Source organism: Dongia sp., assembly GCF_041909655.1.
Taxonomy (GTDB): domain Bacteria; phylum Pseudomonadota; class Alphaproteobacteria; order Dongiales; family Dongiaceae; genus Dongia.
Map to the genome: position 1 here is coordinate 84,455 of NZ_JAYRDA010000008.1, position 22,703 is coordinate 107,157.

26 protein-coding genes and 1 pseudogene are annotated in these 22,703 nt (G+C 63.2%); 20 read left to right on the forward strand and 7 right to left on the reverse strand.

The genetic code is table 11. From position 1 onward, the window contains the following. Positions 1-13 precede the first annotated feature (13 nt). The 7 genes from ACE3PR_RS16640 (at position 14) to ACE3PR_RS16670 (ending at position 8,069) form a co-directional block, all read left to right on the forward strand. Positions 14-946, forward strand: coding sequence for a 2-hydroxyacid dehydrogenase (locus tag ACE3PR_RS16640; protein WP_374374205.1), 933 nt, complete (start codon positions 14-16; stop codon positions 944-946). Between the two features lie 99 nt (positions 947-1,045). Further along, entirely contained in the window at positions 1,046-1,549 is a 504-nt protein-coding gene (locus tag ACE3PR_RS16645; protein WP_374374207.1) for a hypothetical protein, read from the forward strand. Between the two features lie 141 nt (positions 1,550-1,690). After that, positions 1,691-2,965, forward strand: coding sequence for an imelysin family protein (locus tag ACE3PR_RS16650; protein WP_374374209.1), 1,275 nt, complete (start codon positions 1,691-1,693; stop codon positions 2,963-2,965). Between the two features lie 54 nt (positions 2,966-3,019). Beyond that, on the forward strand, positions 3,020-4,492 hold the full coding sequence (locus ACE3PR_RS16655; RefSeq protein ID WP_374374211.1) for a multicopper oxidase family protein: 1,473 nt from the start codon (positions 3,020-3,022) through the stop codon (positions 4,490-4,492). 267 nt (positions 4,493-4,759) lie between these two features. Then, a complete protein-coding gene (locus tag ACE3PR_RS16660) occupies positions 4,760-5,968 on the forward strand; it encodes a di-heme oxidoredictase family protein (RefSeq protein ID WP_374374214.1) in 1,209 nt (402 codons plus the stop codon). Positions 5,969-5,977: 9 nt separating this feature from the next. Further along, positions 5,978-7,060 (forward strand): imelysin family protein, encoded by a 1,083-nt coding sequence (locus tag ACE3PR_RS16665; protein ID WP_374374216.1) that lies wholly within the window; start codon positions 5,978-5,980, stop codon positions 7,058-7,060. Then, positions 7,044-8,069: a DUF1513 domain-containing protein gene (locus ACE3PR_RS16670; protein WP_374374218.1), complete on the forward strand. Its 1,026-nt coding sequence runs from the start codon at positions 7,044-7,046 to the stop codon at positions 8,067-8,069. Before ACE3PR_RS16665 ends, ACE3PR_RS16670 begins: the two co-directional genes overlap by 17 nt. Before the next feature lie 3 nt (positions 8,070-8,072). Here the strand turns inward: ACE3PR_RS16670 and ACE3PR_RS16675 are convergent, their stop codons facing one another. Next, positions 8,073-8,882 (reverse strand): GntR family transcriptional regulator, encoded by an 810-nt coding sequence (locus tag ACE3PR_RS16675; RefSeq protein WP_374374221.1) that lies wholly within the window; start codon positions 8,880-8,882, stop codon positions 8,073-8,075. Between the two features lie 170 nt (positions 8,883-9,052). On the opposite strand from ACE3PR_RS16675, the gene ACE3PR_RS16680 reads away from it, so the two are divergent. From ACE3PR_RS16680 to ACE3PR_RS16740, 13 genes and pseudogenes are all read left to right on the forward strand, one after another. Beyond that, entirely contained in the window at positions 9,053-9,511 is a 459-nt protein-coding gene (locus ACE3PR_RS16680) for a PAS domain-containing protein (RefSeq protein ID WP_374374223.1), read from the forward strand. 156 nt (positions 9,512-9,667) lie between these two features. Next, positions 9,668-10,063, forward strand: a complete 396-nt coding sequence (locus ACE3PR_RS16685) for a hypothetical protein (protein WP_374374225.1) — start codon at positions 9,668-9,670, stop codon at positions 10,061-10,063. Between the two features lie 177 nt (positions 10,064-10,240). Beyond that, entirely contained in the window at positions 10,241-10,621 is a 381-nt protein-coding gene (locus tag ACE3PR_RS16690) for a hypothetical protein (RefSeq protein ID WP_374374227.1), read from the forward strand. A 196-nt stretch (positions 10,622-10,817) separates the two neighbouring features. Beyond that, positions 10,818-11,381 carry a Spy/CpxP family protein refolding chaperone gene (locus ACE3PR_RS16695; RefSeq protein WP_374374229.1) on the forward strand — a complete coding sequence of 188 codons (564 nt, stop codon included), beginning with the start codon at positions 10,818-10,820 and terminating at the stop codon, positions 11,379-11,381. A gap of 165 nt (positions 11,382-11,546) precedes the next feature. Beyond that, on the forward strand, positions 11,547-12,077 hold the full coding sequence (ppa, locus tag ACE3PR_RS16700; protein ID WP_374374232.1) for an inorganic diphosphatase: 531 nt from the start codon (positions 11,547-11,549) through the stop codon (positions 12,075-12,077). A 484-nt stretch (positions 12,078-12,561) separates the two neighbouring features. Beyond that, positions 12,562-13,329, forward strand: coding sequence for an SDR family NAD(P)-dependent oxidoreductase (locus ACE3PR_RS16705; RefSeq protein ID WP_374374234.1), 768 nt, complete (start codon positions 12,562-12,564; stop codon positions 13,327-13,329). A gap of 14 nt (positions 13,330-13,343) precedes the next feature. Then, positions 13,344-14,543, forward strand: coding sequence for an acyl-CoA dehydrogenase family protein (locus ACE3PR_RS16710; RefSeq protein ID WP_374374236.1), 1,200 nt, complete (start codon positions 13,344-13,346; stop codon positions 14,541-14,543). Then, on the forward strand, positions 14,540-15,601 hold the full coding sequence (locus ACE3PR_RS16715; RefSeq protein WP_374374239.1) for a phosphotransferase family protein: 1,062 nt from the start codon (positions 14,540-14,542) through the stop codon (positions 15,599-15,601). The genes ACE3PR_RS16710 and ACE3PR_RS16715 overlap by 4 nt, the downstream gene beginning before the upstream one ends. Next, entirely contained in the window at positions 15,598-15,999 is a 402-nt protein-coding gene (locus ACE3PR_RS16720; RefSeq protein WP_374374241.1) for a DUF6285 domain-containing protein, read from the forward strand. Before ACE3PR_RS16715 ends, ACE3PR_RS16720 begins: the two co-directional genes overlap by 4 nt. 90 nt (positions 16,000-16,089) lie before the next feature. Continuing rightward, positions 16,090-16,296: pseudogene (locus ACE3PR_RS16725) on the forward strand (alkylphosphonate utilization protein); the annotation flags it as partial. 131 nt (positions 16,297-16,427) lie between these two features. Then, entirely contained in the window at positions 16,428-16,946 is a 519-nt protein-coding gene (locus ACE3PR_RS16730; RefSeq protein WP_374374243.1) for a PAS domain-containing protein, read from the forward strand. Between the two features lie 135 nt (positions 16,947-17,081). Then, complete coding sequence (locus ACE3PR_RS16735; RefSeq protein ID WP_374374245.1) at positions 17,082-17,591, forward strand: PAS domain-containing protein; 510 nt, start codon at positions 17,082-17,084, stop codon at positions 17,589-17,591. Between the two features lie 203 nt (positions 17,592-17,794). Then, positions 17,795-18,028 (forward strand): hypothetical protein, encoded by a 234-nt coding sequence (locus ACE3PR_RS16740; RefSeq protein ID WP_374374248.1) that lies wholly within the window; start codon positions 17,795-17,797, stop codon positions 18,026-18,028. Here the strand turns inward: ACE3PR_RS16740 and ACE3PR_RS16745 are convergent. The 6 genes from ACE3PR_RS16745 to ACE3PR_RS16770 all read right to left on the reverse strand — a co-directional run bounded on the left by ACE3PR_RS16745 (position 18,004) and on the right by ACE3PR_RS16770 (position 22,684). Beyond that, complete coding sequence (locus ACE3PR_RS16745; RefSeq protein WP_374374250.1) at positions 18,004-18,468, reverse strand: GNAT family N-acetyltransferase; 465 nt, start codon at positions 18,466-18,468, stop codon at positions 18,004-18,006. The genes ACE3PR_RS16740 and ACE3PR_RS16745 overlap by 25 nt on opposite strands. Before the next feature lie 512 nt (positions 18,469-18,980). Continuing rightward, positions 18,981-19,409 carry a DUF6314 family protein gene (locus ACE3PR_RS16750; RefSeq protein ID WP_374374252.1) on the reverse strand — a complete coding sequence of 143 codons (429 nt, stop codon included), beginning with the start codon at positions 19,407-19,409 and terminating at the stop codon, positions 18,981-18,983. A gap of 13 nt (positions 19,410-19,422) precedes the next feature. Then, the gene (locus ACE3PR_RS16755) at positions 19,423-20,073 is read right to left on the reverse strand and encodes a hypothetical protein (protein WP_374374254.1); all 651 of its coding nucleotides are present in this window, start codon (positions 20,071-20,073) and stop codon (positions 19,423-19,425) included. A gap of 4 nt (positions 20,074-20,077) precedes the next feature. Next, positions 20,078-20,968, reverse strand: coding sequence for a class I SAM-dependent methyltransferase (locus ACE3PR_RS16760; RefSeq protein WP_374374257.1), 891 nt, complete (start codon positions 20,966-20,968; stop codon positions 20,078-20,080). Then, complete coding sequence (locus ACE3PR_RS16765) at positions 20,965-21,480, reverse strand: GNAT family N-acetyltransferase (RefSeq protein WP_374374260.1); 516 nt, start codon at positions 21,478-21,480, stop codon at positions 20,965-20,967. The genes ACE3PR_RS16760 and ACE3PR_RS16765 overlap by 4 nt, the downstream gene beginning before the upstream one ends. Positions 21,481-21,673: 193 nt before the next feature. After that, a complete protein-coding gene (locus ACE3PR_RS16770) occupies positions 21,674-22,684 on the reverse strand; it encodes an isopenicillin N synthase family dioxygenase (protein WP_374374263.1) in 1,011 nt (336 codons plus the stop codon). Positions 22,685-22,703 lie beyond the last annotated feature (19 nt).

The window sequence follows — 22,703 nt, forward strand, 5'->3', positions numbered from 1 at the left end:
AGAGGGCGGGTTGATGGCGATTCTCTACGCGGCGGAACCGGAAGATGCCGCCGGCTGGCAACAATCCCTCCTGGCCCTCGATGCCGGGCTCGAAATCCGGCATTGGCCGGATTGGGGCAAGGCCGAGGAAATCGATTTCGTGATCGTCGGTGGCAAATCGCCGGGTGATCTTTCCGTCTTTCCAAATTTGCGCGCGATCCAGTCGACCTGGGCGGGCGTCAACCACCTGCTGCGCTCCGATGGCCTGCCGGCGGATGTTCCCATTGCGCGCATGGTCGATCGCGGCCTCACCGGCAGCATGGCCGAATTTGTCGTCTATCATGTTCTAGATGAATTGCGCGATGGCCCGGCCTTGCGCGCGGCCCAGGCGGAGCGCAACTGGCTCATGGCGATCCCGCGCCAGGCAGCCGGCCTCACCGTGGGCATCCTCGGCCTCGGCACTCTGGGATCCGACATCGCGGCGAAGCTCGCCGGGCTCGGCTTCAAGGTGCGCGGCTGGAGCCGCTCGCCCAAGGAAGCGGGACCCGGCATCACATCCTTTGCCGGTGCCGATTCCCTCCCGGCCTTCTGCACCGGCACGGACATCCTGGTCTGTCTGCTGCCGCTGACGGCCGAGACTGAAAACATCCTCGATGCGAAACTCTTCGCGCTGCTGGGCGATGGCACGGTGCTGATCAATGCCGGGCGCGGTGCTCATCTCAACGAAGACGATTTGCTGGCCGCTCTAAAGACGGGCCGCATCGGCCGGGCGGTGCTGGACGTCTTCCGCACCGAGCCGCTGCCGGAAGGGCACCCGTTCTGGCGCCATCCACAGGTCACGATCTCGCCCCATGTCGCTGCGATCACGCGGGCGGGAACGGGGGCCGAGGATATCTATGCCAATTTTCGCCGCGCGATGGCTGGGCAGAACCTCCTAAACCAGGTCGACCGCGATAAAGGATATTGATCCCATATCAGGGGGTTAACCCGGTTTTAACGGGCGTCGTCCATGCTTTGCGCCGGTACCGCCCGCTTCCGGGCGGGCGCAAGCGTGGAACAACGACCTTTGGCTATCCGTCGGCATCACCTCATCGAGGAGGCCAAGGCTGAGCTTGACCTCGCCTATGAAGAGGTCAAGCGGGCCGAGCAGGCCGTCATGTCGCTCGAATTCGAATACAACGAGCGCATGCAGGGATTGAGCGGCGAGGCGCAAGGCGAGCTCAATGCCGAGAAGGACCGCAAGCAGCAGGGCTATCAGCTGGAAGCCCTCTACGAAATGCAGAACGAATCCGCCCAGCGCTTCGCTTTGGTCAGCGCTGCCTTCGCCATCGTGAGCTCGGTCCCGGACGAGGACATGTCACTCGATCTCATCAAGCGCATCCTGTTCCGCCGCGATTTCCTTCGGCGCAACAAGATGGCGGTCGACCGGAACATCCGCGAATTCCACCGGGGCCTGCGCGACTACATGCGCGTGGAAAGCAGCCCCGAGGCCGATTCCAAGGTACGCAAGGCCTGGGCCGAAATCGAACTCATGACCGCCGCCCAGGCCAAGGAAATGCTGGCGGCCTAACTTCTTACCCTCTCTGCTTGATTTCTGTTAATGCGAGTGAGTTGCAATATCGGCTTGCCTGGGCTAGGACAGTGCCCAGCGCATGACGGACCGTGCTTGCGGCCCCGCGCAATTTCTTTGACAGGTTTCAAGAGGGGCAAAATGACCAATCGACAAAAGATGTTGGCAGGATCGGCGATGTTCGCGGCACTGGTGGTTTCCGGCTGCGCCGGGACCAAGGCGCCCAGCGAGGCCGACGTTTTGACCAATTACGCCAATATCGCCGCCGCCATGTATGGCGATGCGATCGCCAAGGCCGAGGATCTGCAGGTGGCGGTGGACAAGCTTGTGGCCCAGCCAACCGATTCCAATCTCCAGGCGGCGCGCGCGGCCTGGCTCGCCTCGCGCCCGGTCTACCAGCAGACCGAAGTCTTCCGCTTCGGCAATCCCGAGGTCGACGATCTCGAAGGCCTGGTCAATGCCTGGCCGCTCGATGAAGGCCTCATCGATTACGTCGACGCCTCTTACGGCGACAGCTCCGACAGCAACCCGTTCTATACGCTCAATGTGATCGCCAACAAGGAATTGCAGCTCGGCGCCGACAAGGTCGATGCCGGCACCATCAACAAGGAATTGCTGCAATCGCTCCAGGAAGTGGGCGAGAACGAAGCCAATGTGGCGATCGGCTATCACGCCATCGAATTCCTGCTCTGGGGTCAGGACTTGAATGGCACCGGTCCCGGCGCCGGCAATCGTCCCGCCAGTGATTTCGATACCGCCAATTGCACCAACGGCAATTGCGACCGCCGCGCCGCCTACCTCCAGGCCGCGACCGGTCTCCTCATCGATGATCTGCATCAGCTTGAGGCCGTCTGGATCGATGGCGGCGCCGCGCGCAGCCGTGTCCTTGCTGACGAAAAGGCCGGCATCGCCGGCATCCTCACCGGTCTCGGCAGCCTCTCCTACGGCGAACTCGCCGGCGAGCGCACCAAGCTCGGCCTGATGCTGCATGATCCGGAAGAGGAGCATGATTGCTTCAGCGACAACACCCACAACTCGCATTACTACGACCAGGCTGGCATGGTCGCGGTCTATAACGGCAGCTACAAGAAGCTCGACGGCACAATCGTCTCGGGCGGCAGCGTGAAGGATCTCATCGCCGCCAAGGACAAGGCCGTGAACGACCGCATCGTCGGCGCCATGAATGATGCGACCGGCGCCATGACCGTGCTCAAGGAAACCGCCGACAGCGGCAAGATGGCCTACGACCAGATGCTGGGCGAGGGCAATGCCGAAGGCAACCAGATCATCGAGAACGTGGTCGATACCCTGGTCGCCCAGGCGCGCGCAGTGGAAGCGGGCGTTGCGGCACTTGGTCTCACGATCTCGGTGGAGGGGTCGGACAGCCTCGACAATCCGTCGGCGGTGGGCCAGTAATAAGGCCCATTTACCGGCCTCCAAGGACGGCCGCAGGATGAAATCTTGCGAGTCATGATCGATAGACCATTCAACCGCCGCCGAGCGCTTCTTACGCTCGGCGGCGCCGTTCTTGCCGGCGGCCTTGCCGCGCGCGGCTGGGCCGGCGGGCAATCCTATCCCACGGCACCGGCCATGCCGGCGGATGCCAAGGTCTTCGAGACCATTCTGACAGCAGCCCCGCATCAACGGCTGCTGGCCAACGCGCCGAGCGACATTCTCGATTACGCTGCCGATGGCCCCGTCGTGCTGCGCATGCGGCAGGGCGAATGGTTGCGCGCCAAGATGATCAACCGGATCCACGAACACACCTCGATCCATTGGCACGGCATCCGTCTCCCCAATGCGATGGACGGTGTCCCCTATCTCACCCAGCCGCCGACCGAACCTGGCGAAAGCTTCACCTATCAATTCCAGCCGCCCGATACCGGCACCTTCTTCTTCCATCCTCATTGCAACACGGTCGAGCAACTGGGCCATGGCCTTGCCGGCATCCTTATCGTCGAAGGCGATGAGGCGCGCCCTCACGATGCCGATCTCGTACTGGCCTATCGCGACTGGCGTATCGACGAAGCGGGAAAGTTCAAGCCGCTTTTCACCGAGGCGGGTGCCGCCAAGGCCGGTACCTTCGGCGACCATCGCACGGTCAACGACAAGGTGCAGCCGGTCTATCAGGTGCCGGCGGGGGGCGACATCCGCCTCCGTTTCCTCAATCTCGACATGTCGCGCATCGTCGATCTCGGTGTCGTCGGTGCCGATGCCTGGCTGATCGCCACCGACGGCAATCCCTTGCCGCCGCAGAAACTGAAATCCTGGCGCATGGGTCCGGCCATGCGTGCCGATCTTACCTTGCGCGCACCGATGACGCCCGGCACGCGCGTACAGATCGTGAATTATTACGCAGCGCAGCCACTCGTCCTGGCCGAAATCGAGGCCACCGGTCCGACCCTCAATCGACCACCTTTCGAACCGGCCGCGCTGAAACCACATCACATTCCCGAGCCCGACCTCGCCACGGCCGAGACCTTTCCGCTGCGCCTTACCGCGGCGACGGCACCCGGTGGTGGCAATGCATCGGAACTTCCTCCCGATCTTGTCCTACCCGACGGCGAGGTTCTGCGTTACGCCGATGCGCTCTGCCTCACCCCCAACACCTTCTGGAGCTTCAACGGCCGCTCCTGGCCGATGCAATCCCACGAGGTCCTGCCGCCGCCCTTGGTCACCTTCCAGCGGGGCAGGAGCTACATCATCGAGATCATCAACCAGACCCCGCACATGCACCCCATTCACCTTCACGGCCACACCTTCAAGGTGCTCTCCTCGAACAAGGAAGAGATCATGCCGCATTTCGCCGACACGACCCTGGTCGCCCCGAAGGAACGCGTGAAGATCGCCTTGAAGGCCGACAATCCCGGTGATTGGATGATCCATTGCCACATCATCGAACACCAGGACACCGGCATGATGGGAATCTTCCGTGTTGCTTAGAATCTCGACATCAAATCTCTCACACTTGTTTTCCCTCCCCCTTCAGGGGGAGGGCAGGGTGGGGGCACGCAAGTGAAGACTCTGCGAACCCATGCCCCCCTCCCGACCTCCCCCCTAAAGGGGGGAGGAGTCATAGGTATTGCACTCGCCACACTCGCGCTTGCCGTCACCGGCGCATTCACAGCCCACGCCGACACGACCCACCCCACGCACGCCCCAGCCAAGGTGATCCGCGACCCATCGCTTCCCCAGGACGGCATGGGCCGCATGGAATACACGCTCGGCCAGTCGATCTTCGAGCGTATCTGGGTCTCGGCGCCGTCCTCGACCGAAGCCGCCGACGGTCTCGGTCCGCTCTTCAATGCACGCTCCTGTGTTGCCTGCCATCCGGCCGGCGCGCGGCCGCAATCGCTCGTCGACGAGAAGGGTGTTGTGCCCTCGCTTCTCATGCGCCTCGGCTTGGCCGATGGCGGGCCAGATCCGGTTTATGGCGTGCAACTGCAGAACGAAGGCGTGGCCGGCGTGCCGGCGGAGGGCAGGGTGGTGCTCGCGTTCGAAGCCCATGAAGCCAGGCTCGCCGACGGCAGCGGCATCGAATTGCGCAAACCGGTGGCGGCGATGGAAGCGCTCGCGTACGGCCCGCTCTCGCCTGAAACGAAGACGGGCCTGCGCATCGGCCCGGCCATTCACGGCATCGGTCCGCTCGACCGCATCGCCAATGACGACATTCTGGCCGGTGCCGATCCCGACGACAAAGACGGCGACGGCATCTCCGGCCGCCCGGCCTGGCTCGACCAGGAGCAGACCAAACTCGGCCGCTTCGGTTGGAAGGCTGTGCAGCCTGACATGATCAACCAGAACGCCCATGCTTTCATGGCCGATCTCGGTCTCTCGACGGAACTCTTTCCGGATCCTCAGGGCGAATGCACCACGGGGCAGGCGGCCTGCCGCGCCGCGCCCAGCGGTGCCTCGCCGCAATATGAGAACCTCGAAGTCTCGCCCTTGCTGATGACTGTGCTCGACCGTTTCGTGGCCGAGGCAGTCTTGCCCGCTCATGGCCCGCAGCCTCCGGCCGATCCGGCAATGGTCGCCCGCGGCAAGAAGGTCTTCGCCGCCGCCGGCTGTCAGGCCTGCCACCGCGAAAGCTACGAGGTAACCTGGCCAGTCGAGGCGAAAGCGCCTCGCCGCATCTCGCCTTATAGCGATCTGCTGCTCCACGACATGGGGCCGGGCCTTGCCGAGTTCCTGCCGGAAGGTGCTGCATTGGGCGTTGAATGGCGCACCGCGCCGCTCTGGGGCCTGCGCTGGGCATTGGATGCGAAAGGCGAGGGCGCGCTTCTTCATGACGGCCGCGCCCGCACGCTTCAGGAAGCCATCCTCTGGCATGGCGGCGAAGCGCAGGCGGCGCGCGATCACGTGGCCGGCCTCTCATCCGATGAGCGCGCGGCGCTCGTCACCTTTCTCTCCAATCTCTGAAGGCATGCGATGACCGACAAACCCTCGGGCAAATCTTTCGACAAGCTCACCCGTCGTCAGACATTGGCAGCCATGCTGGCGGCCGGCATGGTCGGCACCGGGATGCGGTCTGCATCCGCGGCAGATTTCGCCGCCTTCAATCCCGGCTATGCGAAAAATATCGTGATGCCGGCCTTCGCCCAGCTCGCCGCTGCATCGGAGAGTCTCGCCACGGCAGCCAGCGCGGGCTGTGCCGATCCCAAGGCGCCTGATCTCATCACCCTGCAACAGGCCTATCACATTGCAGCCGACGCCTGGGCCGATGCGCAGATGTTCCGCCTCGGGCCGCTCGCCGATGGCCAGCGCGCCGAGCGCTTCGCCTATTGGCCGGAACGGCGCAACATCATCGACAAGCAGCTCTCGGCCTTGCTCGCCGACGACGACACGATATCCCTCGATGCCGCAAAACTGGGTGGGTCGAGTGTCGCCGTGCAAGGCATTCCGGCACTTGAACGCCTGCTCTATCGCGATGAGCCCTTGCCACCCACGGGCTGCGCCGTGATCCAGGCCATTGCCGGCAATCTCGTCGCCATCGCCACCGAGGCGCAGAAGGCTTGGCAGCAGGCGGCGGCGAAGCCGGCGCCCTTCGCCGCCAACCCGACCGAGGCCACCACGCAATTCTATACCAACCTGCTGACCCTTCTGCAGATCGTCGCCGACCAGAAGATCGGCGCGCCTCTGGGCGGCGATGTCGCCGCCGCCAAGCCGAAATCCGCCGAGCAATGGCGCTCCGGCCGTTCCCTGCGCAACATCCGCCGCAATCTCGCCGCGGCGCAAAATGCCCTCTTCGGCAAAGGCGGCTTTGCTGCGCTGCTGACGCCGGAACAATCGGCGCTCGCCGACAATCTCAAAAAGGCCTTCGCCGATGCGATCGCCGCGGCGGAAAAGGCGGGCGACGATCTCCCCGCCGATGTGAGCGATGAAAGCCGCCGGCATCTCGCGACCGAACTTCTGGTCAAGGTCAATCACCTCCGTGATCTGCTGCGCCAGGATGTGCCGCCGGTGATCGGCATCACGCTTGGTTTCAATGAACTCGATGGCGACGGTTCCTGACATGATCCTGCCGGCGCATCTTGCGGCCTGTGGCATGGAGGGCGGTTTTGCCGCCATGGCGCTGGATGCCGTGGGTGCGCCGCTTTGGCGCTGCGAACTCGACGCGCGCGCTCACGACATCGTGGCCGACCCAGTGCGCCGCCGCTGCGTGGTGATCGGCCGCAAGCCCGGCCGGTTCGCCCTGATCTCCGATCTCGCGATGGGTACTCCCCAGCGCCTGCTGGCACCCTTGCCCGGCCACACATTTGACGGCCATGCCGTCTTCTCGGCGGATGGCACCCGCCTTTTCACGACGCAAAGCGCCGATCGTACGCAAGAGGGCTGTATCGTTGTCTATGAGATCGCGACCGGTGCAATCATGGTCGATTTTCCCAGTCACGGCATCGAGCCGCATGAGCTGATCTGGGCGGCGCCGGATGTGCTCGCGATCGGCAATGGCGGCATCGTCGACCGCCATGCCGCCGATGCGATCGAGTCATCGCTGGTCTTGCTGAGTGCCGAGGACGGCAGCGTGTTGCGGCGCTGGGTGCTGGACGATGAATGGGAGACTCTCTCCATCCGGCATCTGGCCTTGCTGCCAAGGGGGCGCATCGCCTTTGCCATGCAGGACCAGGATGCCGCCACAGACCGCCGGCCTCTCGTGGGCATCGCCGATCCGGCAGGCGATCTCAGCTTCCTCGACATTCCCGCCGTGCTTCACCGCAAGCTCGACGGCTATATCGGCAGTGTCGCCGTGGACCGCACCGGCACCATCATCGCAGCGAGCGCCCCGCGTGGCGGGGCGGCCCTGTTCTGGGCCAGCAGCGATCATCGTTATCTCGGCGCGGTGGAACTCCCCGATGTCTGCGGCCTCGCCGCGACGGCCGAGCCTTTGACCCTGCGCCTTAGCTCGGGCCATGGCCGGCAATGCGACGTCACCCTCGATATCATCCAGGGCATCGTGGCGACGCGTGATATCGCAGCCGCGACCATGCAATGGGACAATCATCTCGCCTGGATCGGCAATTAGGGATCAGGCTTGCGCCGCTTCCGCTTCGCGCACCTGGGCCATGCGGGCCAGCATCATGGTGATATGGTTGCGCCGGATATAACCCACGGCCTGGTAATCCTCGATCTCCAGCGCACGCTGCGTTTCCTCGATCTCGTGGAGGAAATGCGTGACCTCGACACGAATGTCGGCGCGTTCCATCCAGCCGAACCAGAAGCGGTCGGTCTGGTGATAGAGGATCTCGATGAAGTTCCTGAGCATGCGCGAGCCGATCACGTGATTGACCACGTTGTGGAAGCGCTCGCAAAGCTCCGAGAATTCGTCGAGGGCCGGCCGGCCGCTTTGCTTCAACAGCGCCATCACGCCACGGCGCACGGATTCGATCTCGGCCATCTGCGCAGGGTCAAGGGGGCGCGGCGAATTGCTGCCGATCATCGCCGCCAACTCGCAGCGCAGGTGATAGGCCTGGTCGATCTCGGTGCGGTCGAGATCCGTCACCGTGACGCCTACGCCGTTCTTGATGCTGACCAGCCCGTCGGCGGCCAGCAATTGCAAAGCCTGGCGTACCGGCGTGCGGCTCAATCCGAATTCGGCGGCGAGGTCCGTCTCGCTGAGGCGCGTTCCCGGCGGATAGGTGCGGGTGGCGATGCGCAGGCGCAATTGGTCATAGACCTGTGCCGGCGTCGCTGATGATTTGGCGGCGGATGATTTTACCCGTACGCCTTTGTCGCGCACGCCTTTGTCACGTCCGCTCGGTACGCCCGGCTGCGCACGTTTGGCAGTCGCTTGCGGCCAATTATTAGAGCCGCCTTTCGTGATCGCTGACTTCGACATCGGGTCGCCGATTCCCCGCATTGGTTGCCAATCACCTGTCTAGCCGCCCGGGGGGATGTGTCAACCGGTCAATAGGTGGGTATCTGGCGCGGCAATGCCGGTTTCGCCATACTTGTTAATGAAGCCTGCGAGTCTTTGGGCGCATGGCTTCCGCGAGTGAAAGATCACCGATGCACGAATATGTCAGCGCCCTGGAGCAGGCGGCCGAGCTTCCGACCCTGAAACGGATCATCGCACTTTGGGAAAAGAAGAGGGCTGGGCGCCCGGCCCCTTTGCGCGCCGATTTCGACCCCGCCGAGATGGTCTACGCCCTGGGGGATCTTAGCCTTTTTGACGTCGAGGACAATCCGCGCCGCTATTGGTGCCGCCTTGACGGCACCCGCCAGGTCGAGCTTTTCGGCATCGATTGCACCAACAAATATCTCGATGAGTGCTTCCCGCCGGATTACTACGCGCTGGCCTATAAAAGCTTCACCGAGGTCATGGAGACCGGTCGCCCCAGCCTCTATCAAAGGCAAATTCCCTATGCCGGCCGCCTGATCCGCTACGAAGTGGCGCTGCTGCCGCTCTCGCGTGACGGTACGCGTCTGGACATGCTCCTGGTCGCCCTGACGCCGCATTGGGAGTGATCCCGCTCACGGATTCCAGGATTCCCATGGCCTCCGGGCGCCTCCGGCCCTGGGATTGTGTCCCAGGTCACTGCGCCTTTTCCCGGGTTGGGCTACTTACCCAGGCATACCGAGCGGCACCGCCGATCTCGGAGAGGTTGGGAAAGGGATCGAACCATGAAACGCCTTGCTCTTGCCGTCACGCTGTTGACCGCGATTGCTGCCGCCGCTCAGGCGCAGACCTATCAGCCGTACCAGCCCTATCAGGCCCCCTATCAGGCTGGGGTGACCCGCAACTACCAGCAGGATCTCTCGGAGTGCCAGGCTTATGCCAATCAGGTGAGCCCGGTGCAGGATGCCGCCGTGGGCGCCCTGGGTGGAGCGGCGGTGGGTGCCGGTCTGGGTGCCCTGACGGGCGCCGCCTTCAAGGGTGTGAGCGTCGGCGAGGGTGCCGCGGTGGGGGCCATCGGCGGCGGTGTTCTGGGTCTGGCGGGCGGTGCCTATACCGGGCACCAGAACCAGCAGGACGTTCTCAATAACTGCATGCGCGGCCGCGGTTACAGCACCTACTAACCGGCTGTTTGGGCGGTATTTTGACCAGGCTGTGCGCCTCATCACTCAAATTTGACTGGGTCGGGGCACAGGGATGCGGGATATAATGCGTGTGAGTTCGGGGATACCCGGCAAACCCTGCGGCTCGACGCCGGGACGGGGCGGGGCCGGGACGAGAAGCAGGAAAGGAACGACAGAATGAAACGTTTTGTGGCGATGGGGCTGGCTCTGACGATGCTGGCCGGTTGCTCGAGCTATAGCCAGCCGATGGTCGATACCAAGGGTGTCGATTCAACGCGCTATAACCAGGACAATTATGAGTGCGAGCAATACGCCAACCAGGTGAGCCCGGTCGGCGATGCCGCCGTCGGCGCCGTGGGTGGCGCGGCGGCCGGTGCCGCCCTCGGTGCCATTACCGGCGCCCTGGTCGGCGGTGTCGGCGCTGGCGAGGCAGCGGCCTTCGGTGCAGCCACCGGCGGTGCTTTGGGCCTTGGCGGCGGTGCCGTGACCGGCGTCCAGAACCAGCGCGACGTCTATCGCCGCTGCATGGCCGGCCGCGGCTACAACGTCCTCAATTAACCGGATTTTCGATCGCCGGCCATCTGCCGGAGATTGGTTTCCATAACATCGAAGCGAACCCCGTAATCTTAATTGGTTACGGGGTTTTCTTCATGCCGATGCGGATTTTTTCCAGATGCGCCGGAAAATTGACATGCATCAATGCGCGCTGCGCAGAAACGTCTAGCCTTAAAGGCAACCTCGAAAGGAGGATGCCATGCGCAGTTTGATGCTCGCTTTTGCCGTCGCGGCGATGATGACGGCGCCCGCCTTGGCCCAGCAATCCAACCAGCAAGCGCCCCAGTACATGATGCACCAGGGCATGATGGGTCACGGAATGATGGGCCACGGAATGATGGGGATGATGCACCCCACCCAGCATGTCGAAGGCCGGCTCGCCTTCCTGAAAACGGAACTCAAAATCACCGACGCCCAGGCGCCGCAATGGAAGACCTATGCCGATGCGTTCCGTGCCAATACGCAGCGCATGAATGACCTCATGGCCGACATGATGCCGGGCGGCATGATGATGAATCAGGGCATGATGGGCCAAGGTATGATGGGCCAGGGTACGATGAATCAGGGCATGATGAATCAAGGCCGGCCCGGCCCGCTCATGACCGTGCCGGAGCGTTTCGATCGGGCCGAAAAGCACATGGCCGCCCATCTGGAAATGCTGTCGGCGCTTAAGGGGCCGACCCTGGATCTTTACGGCGTGCTGAGTGACGAACAGAAGCATGTCGCCGACGAATTGCTGATGGGGCCGATGGGGATGATGTGAGCTGCCGGTCGTTCGGCAGACGTTCCATCCGCCCGCGCGACGAAGCGCCTCGCCTGCCGTGGGGCGATATCACGCCGATTTCTGTTGCGAAAACCGTCCGATGGTCTTTATGTGCAGCGCAGCATGTTGCGCAAAACGCGCTGCTCATCACCTAGGAAGACGGCAATGGACATCAGCAAGATCAAGATCGGCGAGAACCCGCCCTACGACCTCAACGCGATCATCGAAATCCCGCTCGGCGGCACGCCGGTGAAGTACGAGCTCGACAAGGAATCGGGCGCGATGTTCGTCGACCGCTTCCTCTATACGGCGATGTTCTATCCCGGCAATTACGGCTTCATCCCGCATACCCTGGGTGGCGATGGCGATCCGCTGGACATCATCGTCCTGGGCCCGACCCCCGTGGTGCCGGGCGCCGTGGTGCGGGCGCGCCCCGTGGGCGCCCTGATGATGGAAGACGAGGCCGGCGGCGACGAGAAGATCATCGCGGTCCCCGTCGACAAGCTGCATCCCTTCTATTCCAATGTCGGCTCGTACCGCGATTTGCCTGAGGTCCTGCGTGAGCAGGTCCGTCATTTCTTCAGCCATTACAAGGATCTGGAGAAGGGCAAATGGGTCAAGTTCGCGCGCTGGGCCGAACCCGAGGAAGCCATGGATCTGATTCGGAAGGGAATTGAGGCCGAGCGCAACAAATAGAACAAATATTGCGCAATACGCGCATATTTGTTGCGTAAACCTTGAAATCAGGCCGGCGCTGTGCCACGTTCTGAAGGTCGGTTTTGACCGGATCTTCCAGCGCCGCGCCCCCTGTCTCAGGAGAACGTGGGGGTTGCCAGGAGCGCGGAAGGTTGTTCCGTCAACCTAACCAGGGAGGGTGCCTAAGAACATGACTCCACCGGCGATATCCAACCACAATCTGGCTAAGACAGCAGATTGAGCACTCAGCTCTTATTCTGAGAACCAGGGATTCCGAGGGGTTCATCCGATCGATCGGAATTATGGACCTTAGGGCGACAGGCGAAAGGCGGGTTCTCCGCCGATCCGAGGCATCGCCCAGCTAGATCCTTGCGACAGAAAACCAAAAGTGAGACCCCGCCACGGCCGAGGCCAGTGCGGGGTCTCTGTTTTTCGGCCCCGGTCGCGGGCATAGTGCTTCCCACAAGAAACGTCAGGGGCCAGCATGTCAGCGATCTTTGACCTTCATGGCGAGGTTGCCGTGATCACCGGCGCCGCCGGCGATCTCGGGCGTCATTTCGCGCGGGTGCTGGCCGAAGCCGGCGCCGCCGTGGCGCTCATCGGCCGGCGCGGCAATCTGGTGGCGGAGGAGGCCGAGCGCATGCGCGCCTTCGGTTACCGCGCCATCGGCATCGGCGCCGATGTGACCGAAGCCCTGGCGATCGCCGCCGCCTTCGACGAGGCCGAGGGCGAACTCGGCCCGCTCTCGCTCCTGGTCAACAATGCCGGCCGCGCCCTCACTCTGCCGGCCATCGAGATCGAGGAAGCGGATTGGGACGACATCCTGGATACCAATCTGAAAGGCGCCTGGCTCGCCAGCCGCGCCATGGCCAAGCGCTGGATCGCCGCCAAGCGCCCCGGGAACATCGTCAACATCGCCTCGATCCTGGGCCTTCGCGTCACCGGACAGGCCATGCCTTACAGCGTTTCGAAAGCCGGCCTCATCCAGATGACGCAGGCGCTGTCGCTGGAATGGGCGCGGCACAGCATACGCCTCAACGCACTCGCCCCGGGCTATGTGCTGACCGACATCAACCGCGATTTCTTCGCGACCGAGGCGGGTGGCGCCTTGCTGAAACGCATCCCGCAGCGCCGCCTCGGCACCCTCGACGATCTCACCGGTCCGCTCCTGCTGCTCGCCTCGCGCGCCTCCGCCTATATGACCGGCTCCGTCCTCACCGTGGATGGCGGCCATCTCAATTCCGGGCTCTGAAGGAGAACGCGGTCATGGATTTCAGCCTCTCGCCCCGCGCCCGGGATTTCGTCGCCCGCATCGGCGATTTTCTCGATCTCCATGTCATCCCGCTGGAAGCCGATCGCGCCAATTACGATGCCGGCGAGAACATCCGCGACGAGATCCTGCAATCCCTCCGTGCCAGGGCGCTGGCCGAAGGTCTGTGGAATTTCCAATTGCCGGAAAGCCTCGGCGGTCCCGGTCTCAAATTCACCGAGCTCGCCGCGATCTACGAAGCCGCCGGCCGCTCGATCTTCGGCCCCGCCTGTTTCAACATCGCCGCTCCTGATGACGGCAACATCCATCTCCTCGCGCGCGTGGCGACGCCGGCACAGCAGGAACGCTGGCTGATGCCGATCGTCCATGGCGAGGTCCGTTCCTCGATCGTGATGACCGAGCCGGCACCCGGTTCCGGCTCCGATCCCGCCGGCATGATGCAGACCACGGCCGAGAAGCGCGGCGATACCTGGGTGATCCGCGGCCGCAAATGGTTCATCACCGGCGGCGAGGCGGCCGAGCATTTCATTCTATTGGCCCGCACCTCGGACGATCCCAGGCGCGGGCTCACCGCCTTCCTGTTCGAGAAATCGCAGCCGGGCTGGAAGATCGAGCGTCGCATCCCGATCATGGGACCCGAGGAACATGGCGGCCATTGCGAGCTCAGCTTCGACGGCCTCGAAATCCCCGACGAGAACCGGCTGATGGAAGTGGGCGAGGGAATGAAGGCGGTGCAGATCCGCCTCGGCATCGCGCGCCTCACCCATTGCATGCGCTGGTCGGGCCTTGCCAAGCGCGCCCTCGAGATCGCCGGGCACCACGTCCAATCCCGCGAGGCCTTCGGCGTAAAGCTGATCGATCATGAGGGCGTCCAGTGGATGCTGGGCGAGGCGGCCCTGCAGGTGCAGATGGGCAGGCTTCTTACCTTTCATGCCGCCCACAAGCTCGACCAGGGCGGCCGCGCCCGCAAGGAAGTCTCGATGGCCAAGATCGCGGTCGCCGACGCGCTTCACAAGGCCGCCGATACCGCGATCCAATTGCTGGGCGCCAAGGGCTATTCCCGCGACACGATCCTCGAATGGATCTATCGCTATGCCCGGCAGGCGCGGCTGGTGGACGGCGCCTCGGAAGTGCATAAGATGGTCCTCGCCCAGCATCTCGGGAGCGAGGGCGCGGATTTCTGGAACTGGGATTGATCGACTTGCTCGCCAATAAAATCCCGGCGCTCTGCGCCTTCATCAAATCGCAAACGGGCGCCAGCGAGGTGAGCGCCACGCTCATCGGTCGGTTGGGCGGCGGTGCCATCCAGCACAACTGGGCGCTCGACCTCACCCTGGACGGTGTCCCCCATCCCATTGTCCTCCGCGCCGACGCCCCCAGCGGCATCGCCGAGAGCTGGGGCAAGGCGCAGGAATTCGCCTTGCTCAAGGCCATCCACAAGGCCGGCGTCAAGGTGCCCGAGCCGCTCTGGCTGGAAGAGAGCGGGAAGGTGACGGGGGCGCCTTTCTACATCGCGCGGCGCCTGTCCGGTTCCGCCGATCCAAGGAAGCTCGTCCGTGCCATCGAGGAAGAAGAGGGCGAGCTCCTCGCCCGCGAACTCGGCGCCGAGCTGGCGAAGTTTCATGCGATCAAGCCCGGCCCCGAACTCTCCTTCCTCAAGCCGCCGCCCGGCGATCTCATCGCCGCGCGCCTCGCCCATCATCGCGCGCAACTGGATGCGCTTCCCGAGCCGCAGCCGGTGCTCGAATGGGCGATCAACCGGCTTGAGGACGAGGCCCCCAAATATGCGCGCGGGGCCGAGTCGATCGTTCTTTGCCACCGCGATTTCCGCACCGGCAATTATCTGGTTGAGAACGACCGCCTCGTCGCCTTGCTCGATGTCGAATTCGCGGGTCTCAGCGATCCTTACGAGGATCTGGGCTGGTTCTGCGCCCGCTGCTGGCGCTTCGGCATGGCGGGGGCGGAAGCGGGTGGCATAGGTACGCGCGACGCTTTCTACGAAGGCTATGCGGCGGAGAGCGGCCGGCCGGTCGATGACGCCCAGGTCCGTTTCTGGGAACAGATGGCGGCACTCCGCTGGGCGATCATGGCCCTCGAACAGGCCGAGCGGCATCTGTCGGGGCGCGAGCGCAATCTCGAACTGGCGCTGACCGGCCTCGTCGCCCTCGAGACGGAATACGATCTCCTCATCGATCTGCGTCTTCCCGGCTTCAAGCCGGCCCCCAAAAAATCCAAAGCGGAGGCCGCCTCATGAAACAGCGCCCCGGATCCGACGCGCTCCTCGACGCGGCACTCGCCACCTTGCAGGAGGAACTCCTGCCGCAACTTTCCGGCCGCGCGAAATTCCAGGCGGCGATGATCGCCCGCGCCATCCAGGTGGCCAGGGCCGAGCTTGCCGGCAGGGAAGAGGCGCAATCCCAGGAACGCGCCAGCCTTGCACGGCTTTACGGCAAACCCATCGAGGGCGATCTCGCCGCGCAGCGCAAGAAACTCGCGGCGGACATCCGCGCGCGGCAATTCGCGCCGGGCACTCGGGAAGAGACCCTGCTTCTCGACCATCTGGTCGAGGTAACGGCGCATGATCTGCGCATCGCCAACATCAAATACCTCGCCCAGCGCCAACGCCGGCACGGCGCTGAATCTGCCGTCTAACGCCAATCGTCGCACCCATCTATCCGCGCGGCCGCCTGCGCTCTATAAGGCGCCAACGCAACACGATTTCGGGGGTCCATCATGGACGAGGTCAAGGACAGCAACGGCAATATTCTCAAGGACGGCGACAACGTCACCTTGATCAAGGATCTCAAGGTGAAGGGCGCCAACGTCACGCTGAAGCGCGGCACGATGGTCAAGGGCATCCGCCTGACCAGCGACCCGGCCGAGATCGATTGCCGCGTCGACAAGATCAAGGGCCTGGTCCTGCGCACCGAATTCGTCAAGAAGGCCTGAGCTGTATCCAGCTTGCGAAAAGCGCTCCTGAACCAAGGATTGCATTTCGTTCAATTCTGCGCGCTTTAGTCTAGTGCATGACCCGTGCTAGGGTCCTTGCCGTGGATGAACGGTAAGGTGGCCGCAGCACGATGCCACGCCATGCCAGTATCGAGACGGTTGGGTCCGACAAGATCAGGCAGCTCGCGCGCTGGTGGCAAGGCGCGCGCAACGGGCGCGGCCTGCCGGACCGGGCCGATTTCGACCCAGCGCACTGGAAGCCGCTGCTGCCCTATATCCTGCTGGCGGAAGGCGGCGGCAATCCCTTTCGCGTGCGCTACCGCCTGGTCGGCACCGCGGTGGTCTATGTGGTGGGCTTCGATTTCACCGGCGAATATCTCGACGTCATGCTGGCCGCCGACGCCGGCGAGGACTGGATCGGCAATTACCGGACCGCCTACGAAACGGCGCTGCCGGTCTATGGCGTGGCGACCGTGCCGACGCTTCACGGCGACCCGTTCGATTACTGGTTCGGCATCTTCCCGTTGAGCCTGGGCGGCGACGCGGTCGCGCAATTCATCGGGATCGAGGATTACGGGGCGCTGCAGCCCCGCGTGCAATCGACGCTCCTCGACCTCACCATCCGCCACGCCCGCAAGGCCTCGGAATGATCCCGGACGCCATGGCCGCACAGGTTTTCCCCTGATGCCAGAAATCACTTGATAGCTGTGGAAAAGAACGGCACCTTTGCCGCGAGTGCGAATATATTTGTCGCGCGCGCAAATAAAATGGAGATGTCGGGCATTATGCCGGCAACGTCAGATTCTCCCGATTTCTCCCTCATTCGGCAGTTGGAATCCTATTGGCACAGCCTGGCGGATGGCGAAACGCCGGATCGCGCCATGTTCGATCCCGGCGCCATCAAGCCGCTCTTGCCCTATATCTGCATCGTCGATTTCGAGGACGCGCCGTTCCGCGTCCGCTACCGCCTGTCCGGCTCCAAGGTCGACGAGATGAACGGCTTCAATCTCACCGGCCGCTATCTCGACGACATCGTCCGGCAGGATCCGACCGGCGGCGGCGACCATATCCTGATCCATTACAAGAAATGCTGGGAAACCGGCCGACCCAGTTTCAGCGCCTATCTCTGGCCGACCCAGGCCGGCGAACATCTTGAAGTCCAGTTCGCCATGTTCCCATTGAAGGTCGACGGCGCCATCCGCCAATGCATCGGCATCGAGGATTGGGCCGAGACCTTCGACCCCATCATCGAAACCATCGTTCCGTTCGTGGGCAAGAAGACGGGCGACAACTGAACGGCACCGAGCGCTTTGTGTCGATCGCCGCTGTCTTTCTCCCGGGGCGGACGAATTCAGAAATGCTACAACCTCATATTAGGGCGGCGCCACAGGGCCTTGGCGCGTATTGAGGGTTGCGGCGCCTGCGCCGGGCCCGCCTGCGGCTTGTATTTCGGCCGTTCACCCACACATGCCGTTCTGCACAGACAAGGAATAGTGGCATGGCCTACCGCCAGAATCCGACGATCGCCGCCTTCCAGCGCGAAGACCGCTGCCGCCAGGATGTGGACGCGGCCAGCTATCGCTGCGCCTGCGCCACCGATGCGGACAGCTTGATACAGTTGGAAATCGACCACAGCGACAGCATCCGCCGCTGGCTCGATGCCGTCCAGGCGACGCGCAACGCCCATGCCGAGGCCGATACCGGATCTCACCCAACGCGCTTGCTCATATAGACCGTCGTCCCGCCCATGAAGGGCTCCAGCCGGTCGGTGCGGTACCCGATCTTTTCATAAAGCGCCACATTGGCCGCGAAAGCGGAACTGGTGAGGAGGCGCAGCTCCGTCCGGCCCGCATCCGCCGCTAGGCGCTCGGCCTGCGCCAGCAGCAGGCGGCCGAGCCCGGCGCCCTGCGCCTCGGGCAGCACCGCGACATTCTCGATCCACAGATGATCCTCGCGCAGCATGGTCTCAATGAGGCCGCGCATCTCGCCCCCGACCAGGAGCAAATCGATCCGATGTTCGCGCACCGCGCGATTGTAATCCGCCTTCATCGGCATGGGTTCCCGCCCCAGCAGCGGCACCCATTTCGCATAAGCCGCCCGCACCAGATCGCGCACTGCCATTGCGTCCTCAGGCATCGCCAGCTTCCATTCCGTCACACCCGCAAAAGACATCCTGCATTCCCCACAAACAAACATGAAAAACCCCGCCGACCGGAAGGTGGGCAGGGTTGCCGAAAATCGGGAGAGAAGAAGAGGGAGACCTAATCCCCCACAAACCCCACTTGCCCCGCCATCGCAAAACCCCGCCGCAGCGTGAAGCTGCGTCGGCGTCGGATGGTGAGGATGGAAGTGTTCTCGCTCATGCGGCCATTTGGCCGAGGCGAGGTGCGGATGTCAACACCACGACGCCCGACATTCCCCACCACCCCCGTCGTCATCCCCGGGCTTGACCCGGGGATCAGGTCCGACTGGGTGAGGCCCTTCGCTTGCAGGCTGATGCCCGGATCAAGTCCGGGCATGACGACTTTAGGATGAGTATCGACACGAACTCAAACCCTCCCCCTTCAGGGGGAGGCCCGTCGGCGAATGCCGACATGCGTCGGCGGTGTGGGGGCGCAAGTGATGGCTGTCAAAGAATGAGTCCGCGAGCCCCCTCCCGACCTCCCCCCTGAAGGGGGGAGGAGTCACACCCGCTCATACCGCGTCGACATGAGATAATCCTTGCGCGGTCCCGTGACCTGCCATGAGAGCGCCCAGCGATCCGCGCCCAGCACGCGATACCGCCCGCGATAAAGATCCGCGGCGCATTGATGCGCGACATCGGCGATACCGGAGGAGAGATCGAGGCGGTGGAAGAACCGACCATCGGCGTAGCGCACTTCCGCGACAGCATCGCCGTCAAAGCCGAAGAGATAGCTTTGCGCAGCCGCCCCGCGATAGGCGCCGAAGCGCATCTCGCCGCTCTCGTAATAGCGCAACCTGTCCGCGTCCGGCCCGAAACGTGCCAAACCTTCCAGGCGGCCGATCTCGCCCGCAAGGCGGTTGTGGATGCGCCGCACAATGTGCCATTCGCCCCCGAGGTAGCGCGCGAGGGAAGGGATAAGGAACGTCACGGGATGTTTCCGATCAGAGACACAAATCGGCCAGAATTTCTTGCCGTTTCGCTTGTGCTGCCTTTGATGGATTGCCGGGTTGAAATGGCGAAAAGGTGAGGAGGCTAAGATAGTTCATCAGTTTTGGGGTCAACGTTTGAGATGGCTGCAGGAAGATAAGCGAGACACCTTCGATGATCCAAGGAATGAGTGATTGATCGACATCTCCATTCAGCAGAACCACGCTTGGCCTAGCCTCCTCCTTGGGATACCCGTCAATAAGAACGACTTGTGTCTCCATGATTTGCTCACCGCGATACACTGCCAATATCTCGTCATATTTCGGCCGTCCGTCGATCATCATTTCTTTGTCTATAATGATAAACAAGTCGAGTTCATCCATTCGCGCTGCATACATCGAGGTCACGTTGGAGATGGACGTAGCCGTCAGCAGTTTGGGCTTCTGCATGTCAGCCACAGATCCAAAGAGTGTGTCCGCAAGGCCATCCTCAATCACCTGAGTAACTGGAACCAGAGCCTGTGGTCGAACGATGGCGATGCGTGTTGACGCAAATGCGGCATAGTCCGCTTTCAAGATGCACTCAGCCTTCAACTCGCTTGCTGCAAGAAGCATTGCCCCCAACGCCATCGCAAAAGCGACGCGGTTCCTGCTGGACAATCTCATGCGGTCACCCCTTCTTCGCCCTGAGCGAAAAACTCAGCGGCAAACTCGGTGCCCCCTCCGGCATCCGGTACATGCGGTCATCGCCCTCGACCAGCATCGGCCACATGGCCCACGCACAAGCATCGTGTTCGCGGAACATCGTCACCGCCAACCCCGCCTCGATCAGCGCGGTGAGGATGTCGCCGATGCCATGCACGAATTCGTGGGTGCGCGTGTTGGCGAGCTTGGGGCCGTCGCCGGTATAGGTTTCCGGCATGTCGAAAACCAGCGGCGTGCCGACACCCCGGAAATAGGGATAAGCGGGGCGGAGCAGGGCGGCGGGATCGGAGAGACCGATGGCACCATCTGCCTGTACTGTCCCGGCGCCGACCTGATCCAGGGTGAAGGCGAAGGGGTGGCCTTCGAGGAGATAGAGCTCAGCCCCGGGTTTCAGCATCGCCGCCACGACCTTCGCCCAGCCCTTGATGTCGGGCAGCCAGTTGATGGCGCCCCAGGTCACGTAGGCAAGGTCGAAGCGCTCGGCGATGAGCGCGGGTGCGTCATAGAGATTGCCCTCGACGAAACGCGCCGCGATCCCGGCTTGTTGCGCGAGGTCGCGGGCGGCGGCCACGGCGTTGGCGGCGAAATCCAGCCCGGTCACCCGGGCGCCGCGCCGTGCCAGGGCCAGAGTGTCGAGGCCGAAATGGCATTGCAGATGGATGAGCGATTTCCCGCCGACATCGCCGATTTCACGCGCCTCGATCGGGCAGAGGATGTCCTCGCCAGCCAGGAACTCCTTCACCCGGTAGAAGGGCGAGGGGACATGGATCGCCACCACCTCGTTCCAGCGCGCCTGGTTGAGGGCGAAGCTTTCGGCATGCGCCCCCTTGATATGCGCCGCCTTGATGTCGCTCATTTGCCGCCTCCCGAGAGCGGCCGCTCATACATCACTTCATAGGGCACGAAGCCGGCTTTTTCGTAAGCGCCGCGCGCGATCTCGTTGGCGGCCAGGACGTTGATGCGGAGCCGCGTGAGCTTGGGATCGACCTGGTGGAGATGGGCGGCCAGCGCATCGAGGAGAGCCTGGGCGAGGCCGCTGCCGCGCGCCAGGGGCTCGACGAAGATGTCCGAGACATAGCCGTAATGGGAAGAATCCCAGACCTCCATCGGCCAGGGCGCATGCACCACATGGCCGGCGATGAGGCCGCGTCGCTGGCCGCCGATCTCGCCGATCAAGGCCACGCCCTGGTTCTCGGCGATCGATTGCCAGAACAGCTTCATATAGTCATGGGTGGCCGGCAGCGGCGCCGTCCGCGTCTGTGCCAGGCGCGGATCGTGGATCGCCAGTTCATGTTCCTGGAGTGCGACCTGGCATTGGAGCAGCCAATCGGCATCGGCTGGCTCATAGGGCCGGATGGTGAAATTCATGATCTGGGACTCGCGTGATGCAGTTGGCGCCGAGAGTGCCAGCGGCAAGATCGGTTGCCAACAGACCCCGTTTGCCTGTCTATATCCAATATTTTCCATAATATATATTATGCGACTAAAAGTGAGTTGGAGAGGTGCCAAAAACGGCGGAAATCCGCCACGTAATCGATTAGCTAATCGATTAGCTAATCGATTAGCTGGCCGCCTTCCAGGTCTGTGGCCGCAGATGGTCGAGGCCTTCGAATTCGACGAAGCGCATCATCGCCGCCCAGACATGATCGCCGTAGAAAAAGGATGAGAACTCGCCGCCAAGACCTTGCAATGGCGCGATCTCGGCATCGATCCGGGGCTCGTAAAAGAACGGCACCGAATGCCGTGCCTGCCCGCTTTCACTGGCGATCACCCGATGCTGGGTCGCTTTTATGCGCCCGCCGGTCCAGCGCTCCAGGAGCTTGCCGAAATTGACCGTGAGGGTGCCCTCGATTGGTGGCACGTCAACCCATTTCCCAGTGGGGTCAAGGGCTTGCAGGCCCGGGATTCCATGCTGGGCCAAGAGGGTCACGAAACCGGAATCGGCATGCGCCTTGCCCACCAGGCCGACCTTCGTGCCCTCATGCTCGGTCCGGATTTCCCCTGCATTTACACCGACATAGCTCTCCGGCGGTCGCATGGGATAATGCAGCAGCCGCAGGGTCGAGATACCACCGGTGAAGGCCGGCACGAAGACATCCTCAGGCTGGCCGAGCCCCCGCGCGATGGCCTTCAGCAGGGTTTCCCCGGTTTGTTCCATCTCTTTGTAATAGCTGGCCATTTCAGCCCGCCAGCCCGGCAGCAGATGATCCGGCGGCAAAGGCGTCGCCTCGCCCAGGGGATCGCCCGGCACGACCCGCTCGGGGCCATAGGCGATGTCGGGTCCGGCATCGAAGCCTTCCTTGTAGGTCGCATGCCCGTTCTGCAGCGGGAACCAGCCGCGATAGACATTGGCCTGATCCGGCTTGAATTTCTGCCGCCAGAGCTGGCGCGTGACCTTGGCCGGCAGAGTGAAGATCCTGAGGAGCGCATCGAGCGGCAAGCGCAATTGATCGCTCTTCACCAGCATGAAGCCGACACCCGAAGCAGCTTCCAGGATCGCCGCGTCGACCGCATCGCGGTCTTTGCCGGCGGGTCCGGACAAGGCGGAAATGTCGATCAGCGGAATGCCCATGCGCTCACGCTAACCCATC

What these genes read in the sequence shown, in the direction of transcription:
- ACE3PR_RS16770 (WP_374374263.1), bottom strand. Translation starts at nt 22,684, where the DNA reads ATGGGCATTCCGCTGATCGACATTTCCGCCTTGTCCGGACCCGCCGGC.
- ACE3PR_RS16690 (WP_374374227.1), top strand. Translation starts at nt 10,241, where the DNA reads ATGAAACGTTTTGTGGCGATGGGGCTGGCTCTGACGATGCTGGCCGGT.
- ACE3PR_RS16740 (WP_374374248.1), top strand. Translation starts at nt 17,795, where the DNA reads ATGGCCTACCGCCAGAATCCGACGATCGCCGCCTTCCAGCGCGAAGAC.
- ACE3PR_RS16730 (WP_374374243.1), top strand. Translation starts at nt 16,428, where the DNA reads ATGCCACGCCATGCCAGTATCGAGACGGTTGGGTCCGACAAGATCAGG.
- ACE3PR_RS16640 (WP_374374205.1), top strand. Translation starts at nt 14, where the DNA reads ATGGCGATTCTCTACGCGGCGGAACCGGAAGATGCCGCCGGCTGGCAA.
- ACE3PR_RS16710 (WP_374374236.1), top strand. Translation starts at nt 13,344, where the DNA reads ATGGATTTCAGCCTCTCGCCCCGCGCCCGGGATTTCGTCGCCCGCATC.
- ACE3PR_RS16665 (WP_374374216.1), top strand. Translation starts at nt 5,978, where the DNA reads ATGACCGACAAACCCTCGGGCAAATCTTTCGACAAGCTCACCCGTCGT.
- ACE3PR_RS16705 (WP_374374234.1), top strand. Translation starts at nt 12,562, where the DNA reads ATGTCAGCGATCTTTGACCTTCATGGCGAGGTTGCCGTGATCACCGGC.
- ACE3PR_RS16765 (WP_374374260.1), bottom strand. Translation starts at nt 21,480, where the DNA reads ATGAATTTCACCATCCGGCCCTATGAGCCAGCCGATGCCGATTGGCTG.
- ACE3PR_RS16720 (WP_374374241.1), top strand. Translation starts at nt 15,598, where the DNA reads ATGAAACAGCGCCCCGGATCCGACGCGCTCCTCGACGCGGCACTCGCC.
- ACE3PR_RS16735 (WP_374374245.1), top strand. Translation starts at nt 17,082, where the DNA reads ATGCCGGCAACGTCAGATTCTCCCGATTTCTCCCTCATTCGGCAGTTG.
- ACE3PR_RS16680 (WP_374374223.1), top strand. Translation starts at nt 9,053, where the DNA reads ATGCACGAATATGTCAGCGCCCTGGAGCAGGCGGCCGAGCTTCCGACC.
- ACE3PR_RS16660 (WP_374374214.1), top strand. Translation starts at nt 4,760, where the DNA reads ATGGAATACACGCTCGGCCAGTCGATCTTCGAGCGTATCTGGGTCTCG.
- ACE3PR_RS16760 (WP_374374257.1), bottom strand. Translation starts at nt 20,968, where the DNA reads ATGAGCGACATCAAGGCGGCGCATATCAAGGGGGCGCATGCCGAAAGC.
- ACE3PR_RS16755 (WP_374374254.1), bottom strand. Translation starts at nt 20,073, where the DNA reads ATGAGATTGTCCAGCAGGAACCGCGTCGCTTTTGCGATGGCGTTGGGG.
- ACE3PR_RS16695 (WP_374374229.1), top strand. Translation starts at nt 10,818, where the DNA reads ATGCGCAGTTTGATGCTCGCTTTTGCCGTCGCGGCGATGATGACGGCG.
- ACE3PR_RS16650 (WP_374374209.1), top strand. Translation starts at nt 1,691, where the DNA reads ATGACCAATCGACAAAAGATGTTGGCAGGATCGGCGATGTTCGCGGCA.
- ppa (WP_374374232.1), top strand. Translation starts at nt 11,547, where the DNA reads ATGGACATCAGCAAGATCAAGATCGGCGAGAACCCGCCCTACGACCTC.
- ACE3PR_RS16685 (WP_374374225.1), top strand. Translation starts at nt 9,668, where the DNA reads ATGAAACGCCTTGCTCTTGCCGTCACGCTGTTGACCGCGATTGCTGCC.
- ACE3PR_RS16675 (WP_374374221.1), bottom strand. Translation starts at nt 8,882, where the DNA reads ATGTCGAAGTCAGCGATCACGAAAGGCGGCTCTAATAATTGGCCGCAA.
- ACE3PR_RS16745 (WP_374374250.1), bottom strand. Translation starts at nt 18,468, where the DNA reads ATGTCTTTTGCGGGTGTGACGGAATGGAAGCTGGCGATGCCTGAGGAC.
- ACE3PR_RS16655 (WP_374374211.1), top strand. Translation starts at nt 3,020, where the DNA reads ATGATCGATAGACCATTCAACCGCCGCCGAGCGCTTCTTACGCTCGGC.
- ACE3PR_RS16670 (WP_374374218.1), top strand. Translation starts at nt 7,044, where the DNA reads ATGGCGACGGTTCCTGACATGATCCTGCCGGCGCATCTTGCGGCCTGT.